This is a genomic window from Pseudomonas sp. R151218B TE3479 (genome assembly GCF_053629195.1).
The window spans coordinates 5,807,055-5,823,156 of the sequence record NZ_JBRJHV010000001.1 but is presented as its reverse complement, the minus strand read 5'-3'; the positions used below and the strand labels follow the sequence as shown (position 1 = coordinate 5,823,156).

Genomic DNA, 16,102 nt, shown 5'->3' with positions numbered 1-16,102 from the left:
GAAATCAACCATGACTGACGCACAACTGCGCCTAGCTGAAGTTAGGGCGGCAATTTCTGACGTCCTGAAAAAAGGTCAGCGCCTGCGCCGGGCTGATCGCGAGGTCCAGCTGGCGGAGCTCAACAGCTTGCGCCTGCTGGAAAAACAATATGCCGAGCAAGTCGCCAACGAACAGGCGGCGCTGCGTGGTCGAGGCCGAAATCGTGTCTCTTACCTGGGGATTTGATCATGTGGCCATTCAGAAAGCGTGAAGGCCCGGCTGATCTACTGATGCGCGAGGCCATTAAGGTGGCCAGGGCTTCGGTGGACGGCCAGCAGATTGTGGCTCAGGGCGGTGGCGGCGGCGTCGAAACTCGCTGGCGAGGTGCTTCGCGCATGCTGCGCAGCATGGCCAGCTGGATCCCTGGCCTCGGTAGTCCGCGACGAGACTTCAATCAGAGCGAGCGGCGAATGCTGGTGGCCAGGTCCAGGGACGCCATGCGTAACCACCTGATAGCCCGCGCTGCCATCACCCGGTTGCGCACCAATGTCGTGGGCACAGGACTGGTCTGCCGCGCTCAGGTTGATCATGAGGCGTTGGGCCTCACCGAAGCGCAGGCCGACGAACTGAATGGTCGGCTGGACCGGCTTTGGTCTTTGTATGCCGATGATCCAAGGGAGTGTGATGCCGAAGCGACCCTCAATCATTACCAGCTGCAAGCCCTGGTCTTGGTGTCGTCGCTGGTGGCCGGTGATGTGTTGGTTGCCAGCCCGGACCAGGAACGCCCGGGCTGTGTCTTCAGCACGCGACTGCAGTTGATCGAGTCGGATCGGGTCAGCAATCCGAACGGCGGTATGGACCGGGTCAATCTGGTTGACGGCGTTGAGTTCGATTCGCTGGGCGCGCCTGTGGCCTACCACGTCTGTACCGGCTACCCCGGCGAGCATCTGGCCGGCAAGCCACTGAGCTGGGAGCGACTTACCGCGTTCGGTGAGGAGACCGGCCGACGGCGGGTGTTACACGTTCTGGCGGATAAGGAACGTCCAGGTCAGAAGCGTGGAGCTCCGTACCTGGCGCCTGTGCTGGAGCCGTTGCAGAAGCTGGAGCGCTACAGCAGTGCTGAGCTGATGGCCGCTGTGATTTCTGCAATGTTCACGGTGTTCATCAAAAAGAGCTCTGATTTCCCAACCGGCAACCTGCCGATGACTGCGCTGGCGGACGAGCGTCCTGAAGGCGATGACACCACCGATGGCGAGCTGGCACTAGGCGAGGGGGCCGTGATTGACCTTGGCGTTGGTGAAGAGCCAGTCGTGGCTAACCCTGGCCGACCTAACGCCCAGTTCGATCCCTTCTTCACCGCCGTCGTGAAGGAGATCGGCGCTGCCCTGGAGTTGCCACTTGAAGAGCTCTTGCTCCATTACAGCAGCAGCTACAGCGCTGCCCGCGCCGCCATGCTTCAGGCTTGGCGTTTCTACAGTCTGCGTCGTTGGTGGCTCGCCTGTGATTTCTGCCAGCCAAGCCGTGAGCTGATCATCGACGAAGCTGTGGCCAGGGGGCTGATCGACCTACCGGGCTACGGCGACCCAGCCAAGCGCAAGGCCTACTGTCAGGCCATTTGGATCGGTCCGGCCCGTGGGGCGATAGATGAGCTGAAGGAAGCCAACGCGGCCGGTAAGCGCATCGAAATCGGCGTGAGCAACGAGACCCTCGAAACAGCGGCCATGACCGGGGAGCCCTGGCAGCAGGTGTTCCGTCAGCGTGTACGGGAAGTGGAGCAACGCCGCGCTAAAAACCTGCAGGCCCTGCCCAAGGGCGGGCTGGAAAACCCGCCTGACCCCAAATCCGAAGAGGACTGAATATGCCTCGAGCACTTGACCTGGCTGCGTCGCAGCCTTGGCTAATGCTGCCTGACGCCCTGGAAAACTTGCTGACCATCGCCGACCGCATGGGCGATCCGGTGGCCTTGGCGACCCGGCGCGGCGAGCGGCTGGAAGATACCCGCACGGTCACTGTGCGAAACGGCGTGGCAGTGATTCCTGTAACTGGGCCGATCTTTCGCTATGCAAACATCTTCACTGAAATCAGCGGGGCTACCAGCACGCAGGTTTTGGGCACGGACATTCAGCGAGCACTGGACGATCCTAAAGTCCGTTCGATTGTGCTCAACATCGACAGCCCTGGCGGTGTCGCCTCCGGCATCAATGAACTGGCCGAGATGATATTCGCTGGTCGAGAGCGCAAGCGGATCGTGGCGTACATCGGCGGCATTGGGGCGAGCGCTGCGTACTGGATCGCCTCGGCAGCGCACGAGATCGTCATCGACGAAGCCAGTCTGGCCGGAAGCATCGGCGTTGTCGTTGAGGCCGTCGTTGAAAGTGACGCCGCCAATGGTCGCAAACGCTATCAGATCGTCAGCAGCAACGCGCCGAACAAGCGGCCCGATCTCGCAACCGAAGAAGGACGCGCCAAGATCGGCGAAACCGTGAATGCCCTCGGTGAAGTCTTCGTCGGCAAAGTGGCGCGAAACCTGGGCACCGAAGCCGCCAAGGTACCTGCAATGGGTGACTTCGGCGGATTACGCGTAGGAGCCGCCGCTGTTGAATCGGGGCTGGCCCATCGGTTGGGCTCGCTTGAATCCCTCATCACCGAACTGGCCAAACCGGCCATCACTGTCCCTAGGAAAACCACCATGACCACCGTACACACCACGGCGGAGCTGCGTACTGCACTGGCCGCCGGCACTGATCCAAACACCATTGAAATCGCCCAGGCACAACAGCCTGACCTCGGCGCCGTTCGGGCCGAGGGCGCCACTGCCGAGCGCGAGCGCATCAAGGGCATCAACGCGCTGGCCAGCAAAGGTTTCGAGAAGGAAATCGAAGCGGCAATTGATGCAGGAACCACGGTCGAGGCCACTGCCTTGCAATTGTTCAAGGCCGCCCAGGATCGCGGGATCTACCTGTCTGCGATCAAGAGTGATGCGCAGGGCGTGACGGCTACAACCCCAAGCGGTGATGGCAAACAGGGCGAACGCCAAGCCGCCGTCAGTGCAATCGTTGCAGGCGCTTCGCGCCGCTGAACAGGAGACACTCATGAGCAACCCAGAGCGTAAAACCTACCGGCCAAGCTATCTGTCTGCCGGTGACTTTCCCATTGCAATGGACACCGGTGTGATCGCCGCAGGCCAGGCCCTGTTGAGGGGTTCTGTCTTGGGGCAAATCACCAGTTCAAAAGAGTTTGTGCTGTGCAAAGCGGCCGCTGAAGACGGTTCCCAGGCGCCTGCGGCCATCCTCGATGAGGACGTGGATACCACGGACGGGGCCAAGAGCGCGCCCATTCGTTTGACAGGCCAAGTGCTGAGCACCCAGCTCCACCTCGGTGAAGGCCTGACCTTGGCAGCGGCCAAAGCCGCCCTTCGACCTCTCTGCATTTTCATCCGCTGACCGGAGCACCTGATGACCGACATTTTTGACACCCTGACCATGCTCGAAGCCGTCGAGCAGATGAACACGCCTCGTCGCTTCCTGATGAACACTTTCTTCAACGGCGGTAACCCTGTTACTTTCGGGACCGAGGCGGTAACCATCGACATCATCAAAGGCCAGCGCAAGATGGCGCCTTTCGTCCACCCATCGCTGCCCGGCAGTGTTTCGCTGCGCAACGGCTTCAGCTCTGAAACCTACAAGCCACCCTACATCCAGCCCAAGCGCGAGACGCGAGCAGAACAAATCCTCAAGCGTGCTGCCGGCGATAATCCATTCTCCTCGCGGACTCCCCTGGAGCGAGCGGGCGAGCAGCTGGGGCGCGACCTGATCGACCTGGACGACGAGATCACTCGCCGTGAAGAGTGGATGTGCGCTCAGGCGCTGAGCACTGGGCGCGTTCGGGTGCTGGGCGATGGCGTCGATGACACCATCGATTTTCTGATGGAGGACAGCCACAAGATCGTGTTGGGGGCCGGGCGTTGGAACATGGCGGACTCTGATCCCATTGCCAATTTTCGGCAGTGGAAGCGCCAGATTGCTAAGGACTCCGGGCGTACCGGCAACGTCGCTGTGCTCAGTGGCGAAGCCCAGGACGCTTTCCAGCGCAATGAGACAGTATTGAAGCAGCTCAACTCCCGCCGGGTGGACATGGGCGTGATCAAGCCCGAAGAGTTGCCGGATGGTGTGACCTATCTCGGCTATTTGAACGATCCCGGCATCGACCTGTACGTCTATGACGAGTGGTACCTGGACGATGATGGTGATGAACAGCAGATGGTGCCAAGCGGCGGCTTGATGCTGGGCTCGACCTCGACTCGAAACGCGATGCTGTATGGCGCGATCAAGGACATCGAAGCCATTGAAAGTGGCCTGGTCGAAGCGGCCCGTTTCCCTAAAAGCTGGGTCACCCAGGATCCGAGCGCTCGGTGGTTGAAGCTGCAGAGCGCTGCCCTGGCCGGGATGTTGGAGCCCAACGCTTTCGTTTTTGCAAAGGTGGTGTGAGATGGCCGCGAAAGTTGAGTACTACGTAGTCAACGGCAGCGTGCAGGACGGTGCCAAGGTGGTGCGAAAAGGCGAAGTGTACGTTCCGCCCAGCACTGAGATCCGGGATCTGTTGCTCGAAGAAGGCGTCATTGCCAAGCGCGGCAAACTGGAGCCCGGATCCGGCGCCTCGGATGACGGAGATAGCTGATGGCCTTCCGTGACCAGGTGGCAGCGATGGATGCGCAGTTGCTGGATGTCCTGGGCGACGAGGCTCTGGTGGAGGGGCGAGACTTGCCGGTGCCGGGATTCTTCTCGGCGCCCTGGCTGCAACCAAAAGTAGGCAGGATCAACACTGGCGTACGCGAGCCAGTGTTCGCCGTTCGTGTTGTCGACGCTCATCTCATTTCGGATGGCCAGCTCATCACCGTACAGCTGACGCCGGAAGACGGCGGCGGACGCTATGTCGTCGTCAGGCGTGAGCCGGATGGCACTGGCTGGGTCAACTTGATTCTTCGGGAGGTGCGATGAGCGTCGGCAGCCATGTTAAATCCTCGGCCAGCTCCGGTCTGTTCACACTGCACCTTGCGCAAGCCGACAAGGATGCGTTCTCCGACTTTGCTGCGCTTGTTCCGCAGGCCGCCCGTGCAGCTCAACGGCGCGCCCTGAATAAAACGCTTCGTTGGTTGCGTACCCACATTGCGCGAGCGGTTGGCCGACAGGCACGAATTGCTATCGCCGCTGTCCGTCAGCGATTAAAGGCCTACCCGGTTAACTCCAACGAACAAGCGAAGTTGTGGTTCGGCATTAATCCCATTGAGGCCAGTCGCGCTGGGCGGGTACGACAGGGTCGCTCTGGTGTCTCTGTCGCGGGTCGCAAGTATCAGGGGGCTTTCTACAAGACCGTTTATGGCAGCGAACCAGATATCTGGATTCGTACCGCCAGTAAGCATTTCAGAGCTAGCGACTATCCCGACAGTGACGTGTCTGGCGGCGGTGGGCCAAGTTCGGGCTGGATTGCCGAGAACGGTGACCGCTATCCACTGGCCAAAGCCAAGATATCGCTCGACGACGTCCGGCCTCACTTTGAAGACTGGTCGCGTCGTGCGCATCAACGGCTGCTGGAAATTCTGGAGCAGGAAATGAATTTCGAGCTGCAAAAATACTTGAGGAAATCAGCCCATGTCTGAGCCCATTATTCCTCTCGACCAGCTTTACTCTGCCATTGAAGAACAGATCGCCCAGGCCATCCCCGGCTTGGCATACATCTGCACCATGCCCGACATGTTGCAGCACATACCCATCCCCGCTGTTGTGCTTGAGCTGGTCGAGCTGGAGCCTGGCCGGGACCCCGGCACTGGCGAAGTCGGAGTCGAGGCTCGTTTCGAAGCGCGCATCATCGTTGGCAGTGACCACGAGCACTGCCAACAGGTAGCGGCTTTCATCGCGGCTCAGCTGATTATTTTGCTGCGCATGCAGACATGGGGACTGGCGGTCGAACCGGCGGAGTTCATCCAGGCATCACAGGACTGGACCCGGCCAGAGCTCGACAGCTATGCGGTGTGGGTCGTCGAGTGGACCCAGGGTATTTACTTAGGCAAGGAAGAGTGGCCATGGCCGAATCAACCGCCCGGTACCTTGCTCTGGGGCTTCAGCCCTGACACGGGACCTGGCAGCGAAGGGAGCTATCAGCCACCGGAGGAAATGGCATGAGCTACCCCAGCGCGCAGCATGACCGCATGCTGGCCGGCCTGGTCAAGGATTGTTATGTGGTGGCGCTGGATCTGACCGCTTCGCCGCCCGTATGCCGGGTGTCGGACGGGGACTGGGTCAGTGCCTGGGTGCGTTGGCACAGTATCGCAGCCGGCAAAGCCCGCCATTGGCGAGCGCCCAGCATGGGCGAGCAAGGAACCCTGGTCAGTGCTAGCGGGGAAGTGGCGCAGGGTACATTTATCCCCGGTCTGTATGGCAATGCCGGGGCACCGCCGGACAACCGTGACCATGTCGAGGTATGGCGTTTCGATGATGGTGGCTCGCTGGTCTACGACTGGCAGGCCAGCACCTACACTATCACCGTGCCAAGCGGTACCGTGAACGTCAAAGTCGGTGGAACCGAAGTGGTCGTTACCGACAGTGCGGTCAACGCCACTGCAGGCGATATCACCCTGACCGGCAATGTGCAGATCAACGGCCCGCTACGGGTAACGGGTGATATCCACGGCGGCGGAAGCATCGTCGACACCACCGGCAACACGCCGAACCACAAACACTGATTCCGACATTTATCCACAGCCCGCCGCGTGCGGGCTTTTGCGTTTCTGGAGCGAACCTTATGAGCAAACAACGAACAGGGACGGACCGGGCCGTTACCGATGTGAACCCGCTTCAGCCCACACCGACCGGGTCGCCCGAACCCATCGGGCCGGCGCGGGTGTTTCGCGACACCCAGTACACCTCTCGCACGTTGATCATGCCAGACGGCCGTACCGTGCCGGTCATCGCTGGTCAGGTCACAGCCTGCGGTGATGATCAATATGCCTTTCTCAAGGCGCACCCGGATATGCAACAGCTGACGGAGTAATTCCATGATCGGAGTGGACCGTCGCACGGGGCAGCCGCTGTCCGGCCAGGCGCATTTGCGGCAGTCCATTGAGGACATTCTGAGCACGCCCGTCGGCAGCCGCCGCATGCGGCCAGAGTACGGCAGCCAAATGCGTCGCTATGTCGACCTGCCAGTCAACGAGGGCTGGAAGAGCGCAGTTCAGGCCGAGGTCGCTCGTGCCCTGGGGCGTTGGGAGCCCCGTTTGAAGCTTGAGCGTGTCCGGGTCATTGCGGTGGTTGATGGACAAATCACTTTGCAACTGACGGGCTCATACATTGGCGATGGCGTGGTGCTGGAGGTGAACGCATGAGCACTATCGACCTTTCGGCGTTGCCGGCCCCGCAGGTGCTGGAGAGTTTGGATTTTGAGGAGTTGTATCAGGGCGAGCTGGCAACGTTCCGCGAGTACATGGGCGATAACTGGACCGCTTTCCTTGAAAGCGATCCGGTAACCAAACTGTTGGAGTTGGGTGCTTATCGACGCATGCAGAATCGGGCGAGGGTCAATGACGCGGCCAAGGCCCTGTTGCTGGCTCATGCCACGGGTGCCGACCTGGCGCAGCTGGCCGCCAACGTGAACCTTGAGCGCCTGGTCATTCAGGCCGAGGACTTGACCGCCGTGCCGCCAGTAGCCGCGGTGCTGGAAAGCTACGACGCACTGCGCGAGCGTATCCAGCTGAGGTACGAAGGGCTGACCACTGCCGGGCCTCGGAACAGTTACATCCTGCATGCCCGTAACGCCTCGGGTTTGGTGGCAGATGCCACGGCTGAAAGCCCGGCGCCGGCCGAGGTGGTCGTGACGGTACTGTCCCTGGAAGGCGATGGTACGGCCAGCCCCGAGCTGTTGGCCGAAGTGGACGCTTACCTCAACGATGAAGATCGGCGGCCTGTTGCTGATCGGTTGACGGTGCAGGGCGCCGAGATCCTGCCCTACCGAATCGATGCTGTGGTGTACATGGCCGGCACAGGCCCTGAAAACGAGGCAGCGCTTGCCGAGTGTAATGCGCGACTGCAGGCGTGGATCAACCCCCGGCGCCGCTTAGGTGTTGAGGTTGCACGTTCGGCGATTGATGCACAGGTCCACGTCAGCGGCGTGGCCCGGGTCGAGATTCCTGGGTGGGTGGACATACGCCCAACCAAGGCCCAAGCGGCGTGGTGCACGGGTTTCACCATAACGCGGGGTGGCAAATGAAAAGCCTGCTTCCCCTCAACAGCACCCAGCTTGAGCGGGCCATTGAGGCGGCTATCGACGAAACAACGGAGATACCGCTTCGTACTTTGTACGACCCGGACACCTGCCCGGCGCACCTGCTTTACCAATTGGCTTGGGCCTGGTCCGTGGACCGCTGGGACGAGGCGTGGCCCGAAGAGGTCAAGCGCTCGGTGATCCGCTCTTCGTTCTACGTCCACGCCCATAAAGGAACCATCGGGGCTCTGCGCCGGGTGGTGGAACCGTTCGGCTATCTGATAGAGGTAGTCGAGTGGTTCCAGGCCGAGCCGAAGGGTGTGCCGGGGACATTCGCCTTGAAGATCGGTGTTTCCGATGAAGGCATCAGCGAAGAAACCTACAAGGAACTGACATGGCTGATTGATGACGCCCGGCCGGTCAGCCGCCATTTATCTGGTTTGGACATCGTGCTGGAAGCACACCTCGACGCCTTTGTCGGGTTCGCCGTTTATGACGGCGATGAGATCGATGTTTATCCCTGGAGCAATCCCGACATCGACGTAGAGGTGCAGGGATACAGCGGCGTCAGCCATTACATAATCGATGAATTGGATACCTACCCGTATGGTTGATAAGAACACTATTTTTGGCGGCATGCTGACCACATTGGGTGCCAACAAAAAAACCAACTGTGACGCCCTGGGCATTCCCTGGGAGCCTAAGTACATGCTGATCGGGGATGCGAACGGCACCGATCCGGTGCCCAACCCGTCGCAGACCCAGCTGATTAATCAGGTCTACCGCGCCCAGCTCAATCAATTGCGGGTGTCGGAAAAGGACGCGAATATTTTGATCGCGGAGTTAGTGCTACCGCCGGACGTGGGGGGATGGTGGATTCGTGAGCTGGCCCTGGAAGACAAGGACGGGGTTTTCTCTGCCGTCTCCAACGTGGCGCCTAGTTACAAGCCGCTGCTTGAGCAGAACTCTGGCCGTAACCAGGTAGTGCGGATGCACATCATCACCAACGGCACTTCGAACATTCAATTGAAGATTGATCCATCCGTGGTGCTGGCCACCCGCGAATATGTCGATACGAAGATTCAGGAAGAGCTGTACAAGCTCGACAGCAAGCAGTCAGTGCGAGCAGCGACTACGGCCAATATCGCGTTGAGTGGGCTTCAGACAATCGACGGCGTTAGCCTGCTCGCGGGCGACCGGGTGTTGGTGAAGAACCAGACGGCCGCTAAGGATAACGGCATTTACACCGCTGCAGCTTCTGCCTGGCAGCGTGCGCCAGATGCCGACAGCAGTGCCGAAGTGACCTCTGCACTGATTTTGTCAGTCGAGCAAGGTACCACGCAGGGGGATACACGCTGGCAATTGGTTACGGATGGGACGATTATTCTGGGCGCCACGGCGCTGACTTTTCAGAACATCACCCAAGGATTTGCACCGCTCAACTCGCCAGCGCTGATCAATCCAACTGCAAACACTCCAGCGCTGTTCGACAACACTTTGAGAGTTGCTACGACGGAGTTTGTTAAGAAAAACTCCGGAAACCATGCGGCCATTGGTGGTTTGAGCGCGAATACAACTTTGACCAGTGCCAACACGTTTGGCATGTCATACATGCTCAACTCCGCAACCCCTTTCACCGTCACGCTGCCGTTGGCAAGTACTTCGCCTAACGGGGGGGTTGTAAAATTTACCAATGTGTTAACGGCGCCAGTAACGCTAGCCTTGCAGGGCGCTGACTACATGACCGGCATTGATGGGGTGGGGGCTGGGGGGAGCATTGTACTAAAGCAGCGGGATACCATCACCTTGTCGTGTGCCGGGAGCAATGTTTGGTACGCCGAGGACGGGTCTGTGCGGGATGCTCAGTCCACAGCAATTAGATCATTAATTGGCAACTATTCAGGTGTTAGGATTTTAGCTTCTGCGACTACCCTGACAGCGGCTGATGCAGGACTTCTTTGTATTGGATCAGGCGCGCTGGCGGGCTTGGATATCACATTGCCCCAGCTGTCGACGACAGTATCGGGGCAGTCCATTAGTATCTCGGCCGGCGGTGGTGCGTTTAACTTGAAAACCTTTGCTGGTGATCCCGGTATATCAATCGGATTATCTGTTCTTTCAATAATTCCAATCGAAATCTATGAAAGCATCATATTGGTTTCCAACCCTACAGGGTGGAGGGTGATTTCTGGAACTGTACTTAATAAATACTCAGGAATGTTTGCTGCATCTCTCGCTACCAACGGGTATGAGAAGCTTCCAAGTGGGCTGATTCGTCAGTGGTGCAATGGTTCAATCCCGGCAGGGGCTGGCTCTGTCCGCATCACTCTCCCTATTACATTTCCTGGCAACTTGATTGCGTATAGCTTCGGAACCTCGGCTGCGGCTCATTGGGTAACGGGACAGTCGGCGTCGCCTTCTGGCATTGACGTTCTGGCTCGGACAATAAGTGCAGGAGCAGTTGCAATTCCTTCTGGGGTTGTTGGGTACACATTTGAGTGTGTTGGGTACTGAGGAGGAATTATGTTCGCTTCAAAAGCAACTCGCGGCTTCTATGACGCAGCAATCCATACCTCTATGCCGGAAGACGCAGTGGAGCTCCCTGAAGGGCTGCACGCTGAGCTGCTGGCGGGGCAGTCAGAAGGCAAGGTTATTGCCTGGGGCGATGATGGCTTCCCATTGTTGGTTGATCCACCTCCGCCCAGTGATGAAGAGTTGGCTGCTATCGAGCGGGTTTGGCGGGATCAGCGGCTATCTGAAACGGATGGTGTAGTGACGCGTCATCGTGACGAGCAGGAAGAAGGCCAGGAGCCGACATTGAATCCAGCGCAATACGCCGAGCTTCAGGCGTACCGTCGTGCCCTTCGCAACTGGCCGGAAGCGGGGGAGTTCCCGCTTACTGATCACCGCCCACCGACGCCTCTTTGGCTGGCTGGACACATCTAATAACGCCCTGCACTGATGGGGCGTTTTCTTTTCCGCTTCACCACAAACAAGGCCCTGCACTGCGGGGCTTTTTCGTATATGGAGAATCTATGAGCTTCTTTCATGGCGTGACCGTCACGAACGTTGATACCGGTGCTCGTGTCATTGCGTTGCCGTCATCCTCGATCATCGGACTGGTTGACACCTTCGTGCCGGCGCCGGCCTACAGCGCGCAACCGAATGACCTGGTGATGATTACCAACGAACGCGAAGCAGTGGCCGCCTTCGGGCCCGACTCGGCAATGACCAAAGCCTGCCAGGCCATCTACACCCGAGCCAAGGCGGTGATCGTCGCGTGCGGCGTGGCCAAGATCGCGGATCCTGCTGAACAGACCTCGGCCATCATCGGTGGCGTGCAGGCCAACGGTAAGCGCACCGGCCTGCAAGCGCTGCTGGACGGTAAGAGTCGGTTCAACGCACAGCCGCGGCTGCTGGTGACTCCCAAGCACAGCTCGACATTGGCGGTCGGTACGGCCCTGGTTGCGCTGGCGGACAAACTGCGGGGGCTGGCCATCCTCGACGGCCCGAACACCACCGACGAGGCCGTCATGACGTACGCCGAGAACTTCGGCGCCAAGCGGGCGTTTCTGGTTGACCCAGGTGTGCAGTATTGGGACACCACGGCGGACGCCACGGTCGACGCGCCGGGCTCTGCCTGGGTGGCGGGGTTGTTTGCCTGGACCGACAGTGAATACGGCTTCTGGGCTTCGCCTTCGAACAAAGAATTCGTCGGTATCACCGGCACCTCCCGTCCGATTGAGTTTCTGGACGGTGACGAGACCTGCCGGGCCAACCTGCTCAACAACGCCAACATCACCACGATCATCCGTGACGACGGGTTCCGCCTTTGGGGTAACCGCACGCTGTCGAGCGATCCGAAGTGGGCGTTCGTCACTCGCGTACGGACGATGGACATCGTCATGGACGCGATCCTCTACGGCCACAAATGGGCGGTCGACCGCTCGATCACCGCGACTTACATCAAGGACGTGACCGAAGGTTTGCAAGCGTTCATGCGCGACCTGAAAGCCCAAGGCGCAATCATCAACTTTGAAGTGTTTGCCGACCCGGAGCTGAACACGGCCAGCCAGCTGGAGCAGGGCAAGGTGTATTGGAACATCCGCTTCACCGACGTTCCGCCGGCAGAAAACCCCCACTTCCGTGTAGAGGTCACCAATCAATGGCTGACCGAAGTTCTCGACACCGCCGCTTAAGGAGCGACCTCAATGGCAATGATTCCCGAAACCCTGGCGAACTTGAACTTGTTCGTCGACGGCGTCAGCTTCCAGGGCGACGTGCCGAGCCTGACGCTGCCCAAGCTCACGCTCAAGATGGAAGAGCATCGTGGCGGCGGCATGGACGCGCCCGTCGAGCTGGATATGGGCATGGAAAAACAAGAGGCGAACTTCACCACCACGGGCGTGCGCCGTGAGTCGTTGAAGTTCTTCGGCTTGGCCGACGGTACGGCGTTTAACGGTACGTTCCGAGGGGCCTACAAAGGGCTCAAAGGCAAAATCACGCCGGTCATCGTCACCCTGCGCGGCACATTGAAAGAGGTCGACATGGGCGACTGGAAAGCGGGCGACAAGGCCGAAATCAAGCATGCCGTAGGACTGACCTACTACAAGCTCGAAGTGGACGGCCGAACCGTCTACGAGATCGACCCCCTCGGCATGCGCCGAGTGATTAACGGTGTTGATCAACTCGCCGCCCAACGTTCCGCTTTGGGCCTCTGATTTTCATTTGTCCGTCTGCCCAGCGTCTCGCCTGGGCGGCGGCCTCCTGTCTATTTCTAAGGACATAACACTATGAGCGACACCAAAATTCCAAGCTGGATGACCCTAACGGCTGACCGCGTGACTGTGAAGCTGAGCGTACCAAGCGAAGCTAACGGGGTGCGCGTCGATACATTGAGCTTGCGAGCCCCGACTGTGCGCGACCTTCGCAACGCTCGAGAGGCGTTCCCCTCCGACGAAGAAAAACAAGATGAGTACCTGTACACCTCGCTCGCTGAAATCGGAGCGAAGGACTTGGACGCCTTGCTTGTGAAGGACTTCAATCGCTTACAGGCCGGGTATTTTCGCCTGGTGCAGAATGATGAGCTTTGACCAGCAAGTGCAAAAGAAGCTGGCTAAGCGCCTAGCCGTCGAGTTGCATTTCTCTGCCGATGAAATCCTGTCCATGCCGTTCTCCGACATGGTCTGGTGGCTCTCAGACTGAATAAGAGGTAGACGATGGCAAGCAAACTGGCGTTATCGCTGGTGATTGGTGGTGCCGTCAGTTCGACGATGGCGTCTGCCTTCCGTACGGTTGAAGGCCACATCAAAAAGTTGGAGGACAAAGGCAACAAAGCCAAGGTGCTTAAGAGCACCATTGGCGAAACCATCCGCCTGCGCGATGAATGGAAGCGGGCGCACGACAGCGGCACCGCTTCGGCGGATGGTCTGTTGCGCAAGCTCAACGGCAACCTTGATGCCCTGCGCAAGCAGGGCGTGGAAGTGGGCAGGCTGGGGCAGGAGTACCAGCGCCTCGGCCGCGCAGCCAAAGCCGCTGATCTGCAACTCAAGGGTCACCAGCAGCTCGATGCCGGCAAGAAAGGGCTCACGTCGAGCATTGGTCAAGGTGTTGTCGCCACAGGCTTTGCGGCGATTCCCGCCAAGGTAAGCGCTGATTATCAGGCGATCATCCGCGACATTGCGATCAAGGCGGACGTGGCCAACAAGCCACAAGAAACACAACTTAGTCAGACGGTGATTCAGACCCATCGTGATACGGGCATGGCCCGTAACGACGTGGCGGACCTGATCAACCAGTTGGTCGGTGCCGGCATGGACCTTAAGCCCGCGATGGCCTACGCACCATTGGCGGCGAAGTTTTCCGTCGGTCAAGGCGCGTCCGGCGTCGACACGGCCAGCATGATCATGGCGCTGCAGCAGAACGCCAAAATCACCGATCCCAAGATGATGCAACAGGCCCTGGAAGCCATCGCGTTTCAAGGGCAGGCGGGGAGCTTCGAAGCCAGCGACATGGCCCGGTGGTTTCCTCAACTGCTAGCCACCATGGAGAAGAATGGCAGCACCGGCATGGACGCTGTCAGCTCCCTGGGCGCGATGCTTCAAGTCCAGATGAAAACAGCTGGCGGCTCGGACGAAGCGGCGAACAACCTCAAGAACTGGATGGAGAAAATCGGTTCGGGCGATGTGGTCAAGGCGTACAAGGACGCCGGCATCGATTATCAGGCCTCGCTGAATACCGGTATCCAGAAGGGTATGTCAACCCTGGAATCCAGCTTCGCCCTGGCGATGAAATACATTCAGGCGACCGACCCGGCAAAAGCCGCGAAGATGGCCGAAGCCCAGGCCAAGATCAGCAAGGAAACGGATCCGGAGAAGGCCAAGGCAGCGCTCGATGCACTGGAGAAATCCCTGCGTACCGGTGACCTGTTCGCTGACATGCAGGTCAAGGCAGCCCTCACGGCCTACTCGCAAAACAAGTCGCTGTATGAGCAACTGAAAAAGGATTCGCAGTCTTCCGGCGGGATCCTCGACAAGAACCTGGCCGAGCGGCGCGAAACGTCGAAACAGATGTGGGACGAGCTGGGTCAGGCGGTGAGTGATGGCATGCGCAGTGTGGGTGACGCCATCCGCCCGGCGACCGACGCGGTCGCCCAGGGCCTGACTTCAATTGTGCGTGGGCTGACCAAACTTTCGGATGGCTCGCAACCGGTGGTGCTTGGCATTGCTGCCATCACCGCCGGCCTATTGGCCCTCAAGACGGCGGCCAGCGCGGTGAAGATTGGCAAGGGGCTGTACAACATATCGCGTGGCCGGGCGATGGAGCGAGGCGTGGGCGCCCTCGGTAATGCCGCTGCCAAGGCTCCAAAAACCGGTATCAAAACGGTGGACAAGGGCCTGGGTGTGCTCGGCAAACTCATGGGAGGCAGCCTGGACGCTGGTACAGGTGCCGGCAGCGAGCCGCAGCGGGTCTTTGTCGTCAATGCGGATGCTATCGGCAGGGCCAGTTCCAGTGGCCCGGGCACGGACCCTGGTGGCGCTACACGTAGGCGTCAACGTGGCCGCCGTGGTCGTCGTTCAGGCGTGGGGACCATGTCGCGCAGGCGGATAACCGCTCGGGCGCCGAGTGCCCCGGCAGTGGCTGCACCGGCAATGCCATCCTTGCCCAAAGCGTCTGCAGTGTCCGCCTTACCCAAGGCAGCAGCGGTGGCCGCACTCCCAATGGCTGCCGTGGCAGAGGCCGTTCCTGGCGGTTCACTTGGTCAGGCGGTGAAGTCGATAAGAGGGGTGACGCGTCTCTCCAAGCGCATCCCGGGTGGTTCGGTGCTCGATGCGGGAGTGGGGACCTTGGATACCGCACTCAATGCCACGACTCAGGACGAGAAAGCCGAAGGATACGGCGGGGCCGCTGGCGGACTTGCGGGCGCGCTCGCTGGAGGTGCTGCCGGTGCCGCTATTGGTTCGGTGGTGCCGATCATCGGTACCGCCATAGGGGGAGCAATCGGTGCCGCTTTGGGCGGTTTGGGTGGCGAGAGTATCGGCGGCTTCTTGGGTAAGTCCTGGTTTGGCCGTGATGACAAGGCCGAGGACGCAAAGGCCGACAAGCCTGCGGCATCTACTGAAGCGCCGACCAAGCTGCCCGAAGTCGCGAAGGTGGTAGAGCCGACGCCGCCAGTGCCGCCAAAAGTTGAGCAGGCTTTCAGCTTTGCGCCGCACCTTTCCATCACCGTGCAAGGCGATGTGAAAGACCCGGCACAGTTGGTCCGGGAGCTGGAGCCGCATCTGCGTCAGTTGATGGAGTCCTTCTCCCGGGACGTGGCCGCCCGCCAAGCATCGAATCAACTGTTCGATTCCCCTCACGTTTAAGGAG

21 protein-coding genes are annotated in these 16,102 nt (G+C 59.8%); all 21 read left to right on the top strand.

The window, feature by feature from the left end; translation table 11 throughout:
• Positions 1–10: 10 nt before the first annotated feature.
• The 21 genes from AB7M32_RS25270 to AB7M32_RS25170 all read left to right on the top strand — a co-directional run bounded on the left by AB7M32_RS25270 (position 11) and on the right by AB7M32_RS25170 (position 16,098).
• Positions 11–226 (top strand): hypothetical protein, encoded by a 216-nt coding sequence (locus AB7M32_RS25270; protein ID WP_072393786.1) that lies wholly within the window; start codon positions 11–13, stop codon positions 224–226.
• 2 nt (positions 227–228) lie between these two features.
• Complete coding sequence (locus AB7M32_RS25265) at positions 229–1,836, top strand: phage portal protein (protein ID WP_454251742.1); 1,608 nt, start codon at positions 229–231, stop codon at positions 1,834–1,836.
• A gap of 2 nt (positions 1,837–1,838) precedes the next feature.
• On the top strand, positions 1,839–3,059 hold the full coding sequence (locus AB7M32_RS25260; RefSeq protein WP_454251741.1) for a S49 family peptidase: 1,221 nt from the start codon (positions 1,839–1,841) through the stop codon (positions 3,057–3,059).
• Between the two features lie 13 nt (positions 3,060–3,072).
• Positions 3,073–3,423, top strand: a complete 351-nt coding sequence (locus AB7M32_RS25255; protein WP_454251740.1) for a head decoration protein — start codon at positions 3,073–3,075, stop codon at positions 3,421–3,423.
• Between the two features lie 12 nt (positions 3,424–3,435).
• Entirely contained in the window at positions 3,436–4,467 is a 1,032-nt protein-coding gene (locus AB7M32_RS25250) for a major capsid protein (protein WP_454251739.1), read from the top strand.
• A 1-nt stretch (position 4,468) separates the two neighbouring features.
• A complete protein-coding gene (locus tag AB7M32_RS25245) occupies positions 4,469–4,657 on the top strand; it encodes a hypothetical protein (RefSeq protein WP_072393772.1) in 189 nt (62 codons plus the stop codon).
• Positions 4,657–4,977, top strand: coding sequence for a head-tail joining protein (locus AB7M32_RS25240; protein WP_454251738.1), 321 nt, complete (start codon positions 4,657–4,659; stop codon positions 4,975–4,977). Before AB7M32_RS25245 ends, AB7M32_RS25240 begins: the two co-directional genes overlap by 1 nt.
• Positions 4,974–5,636 carry a hypothetical protein gene (locus tag AB7M32_RS25235; RefSeq protein WP_454251737.1) on the top strand — a complete coding sequence of 221 codons (663 nt, stop codon included), beginning with the start codon at positions 4,974–4,976 and terminating at the stop codon, positions 5,634–5,636. The genes AB7M32_RS25240 and AB7M32_RS25235 overlap by 4 nt, the downstream gene beginning before the upstream one ends.
• Positions 5,629–6,159, top strand: a complete 531-nt coding sequence (locus AB7M32_RS25230; RefSeq protein WP_454251736.1) for a hypothetical protein — start codon at positions 5,629–5,631, stop codon at positions 6,157–6,159. Before AB7M32_RS25235 ends, AB7M32_RS25230 begins: the two co-directional genes overlap by 8 nt.
• Positions 6,156–6,719: a phage baseplate assembly protein V gene (locus AB7M32_RS25225; RefSeq protein WP_454251735.1), complete on the top strand. Its 564-nt coding sequence runs from the start codon at positions 6,156–6,158 to the stop codon at positions 6,717–6,719. Before AB7M32_RS25230 ends, AB7M32_RS25225 begins: the two co-directional genes overlap by 4 nt.
• 59 nt (positions 6,720–6,778) lie before the next feature.
• Positions 6,779–7,027 (top strand): hypothetical protein, encoded by a 249-nt coding sequence (locus AB7M32_RS25220; RefSeq protein ID WP_454251734.1) that lies wholly within the window; start codon positions 6,779–6,781, stop codon positions 7,025–7,027.
• Between the two features lie 4 nt (positions 7,028–7,031).
• Entirely contained in the window at positions 7,032–7,358 is a 327-nt protein-coding gene (locus tag AB7M32_RS25215; RefSeq protein WP_069971005.1) for a GPW/gp25 family protein, read from the top strand.
• Positions 7,355–8,239, top strand: a complete 885-nt coding sequence (locus AB7M32_RS25210; RefSeq protein WP_454251733.1) for a baseplate assembly protein — start codon at positions 7,355–7,357, stop codon at positions 8,237–8,239. The genes AB7M32_RS25215 and AB7M32_RS25210 overlap by 4 nt, the downstream gene beginning before the upstream one ends.
• The gene (locus AB7M32_RS25205) at positions 8,236–8,847 is read left to right on the top strand and encodes a phage tail protein I (protein WP_454251732.1); all 612 of its coding nucleotides are present in this window, start codon (positions 8,236–8,238) and stop codon (positions 8,845–8,847) included. Before AB7M32_RS25210 ends, AB7M32_RS25205 begins: the two co-directional genes overlap by 4 nt.
• Entirely contained in the window at positions 8,840–10,747 is a 1,908-nt protein-coding gene (locus tag AB7M32_RS25200) for a phage tail protein (RefSeq protein ID WP_454251731.1), read from the top strand. Before AB7M32_RS25205 ends, AB7M32_RS25200 begins: the two co-directional genes overlap by 8 nt.
• Positions 10,748–10,756: 9 nt before the next feature.
• Complete coding sequence (locus AB7M32_RS25195) at positions 10,757–11,179, top strand: phage tail assembly chaperone (protein WP_454251730.1); 423 nt, start codon at positions 10,757–10,759, stop codon at positions 11,177–11,179.
• A gap of 89 nt (positions 11,180–11,268) precedes the next feature.
• Entirely contained in the window at positions 11,269–12,432 is a 1,164-nt protein-coding gene (locus AB7M32_RS25190) for a phage tail sheath subtilisin-like domain-containing protein (RefSeq protein WP_454251729.1), read from the top strand.
• Between the two features lie 12 nt (positions 12,433–12,444).
• Positions 12,445–12,954, top strand: coding sequence for a phage major tail tube protein (locus AB7M32_RS25185; protein ID WP_454251728.1), 510 nt, complete (start codon positions 12,445–12,447; stop codon positions 12,952–12,954).
• Between the two features lie 72 nt (positions 12,955–13,026).
• Entirely contained in the window at positions 13,027–13,326 is a 300-nt protein-coding gene (locus tag AB7M32_RS25180) for a phage tail assembly protein (RefSeq protein WP_454251727.1), read from the top strand.
• Positions 13,313–13,438 carry a hypothetical protein gene (locus AB7M32_RS25175; protein WP_454251726.1) on the top strand — a complete coding sequence of 42 codons (126 nt, stop codon included), beginning with the start codon at positions 13,313–13,315 and terminating at the stop codon, positions 13,436–13,438. Before AB7M32_RS25180 ends, AB7M32_RS25175 begins: the two co-directional genes overlap by 14 nt.
• A 14-nt stretch (positions 13,439–13,452) precedes the next feature.
• On the top strand, positions 13,453–16,098 hold the full coding sequence (locus AB7M32_RS25170) for a phage tail tape measure protein (protein WP_454251725.1): 2,646 nt from the start codon (positions 13,453–13,455) through the stop codon (positions 16,096–16,098).
• Positions 16,099–16,102 lie beyond the last annotated feature (4 nt).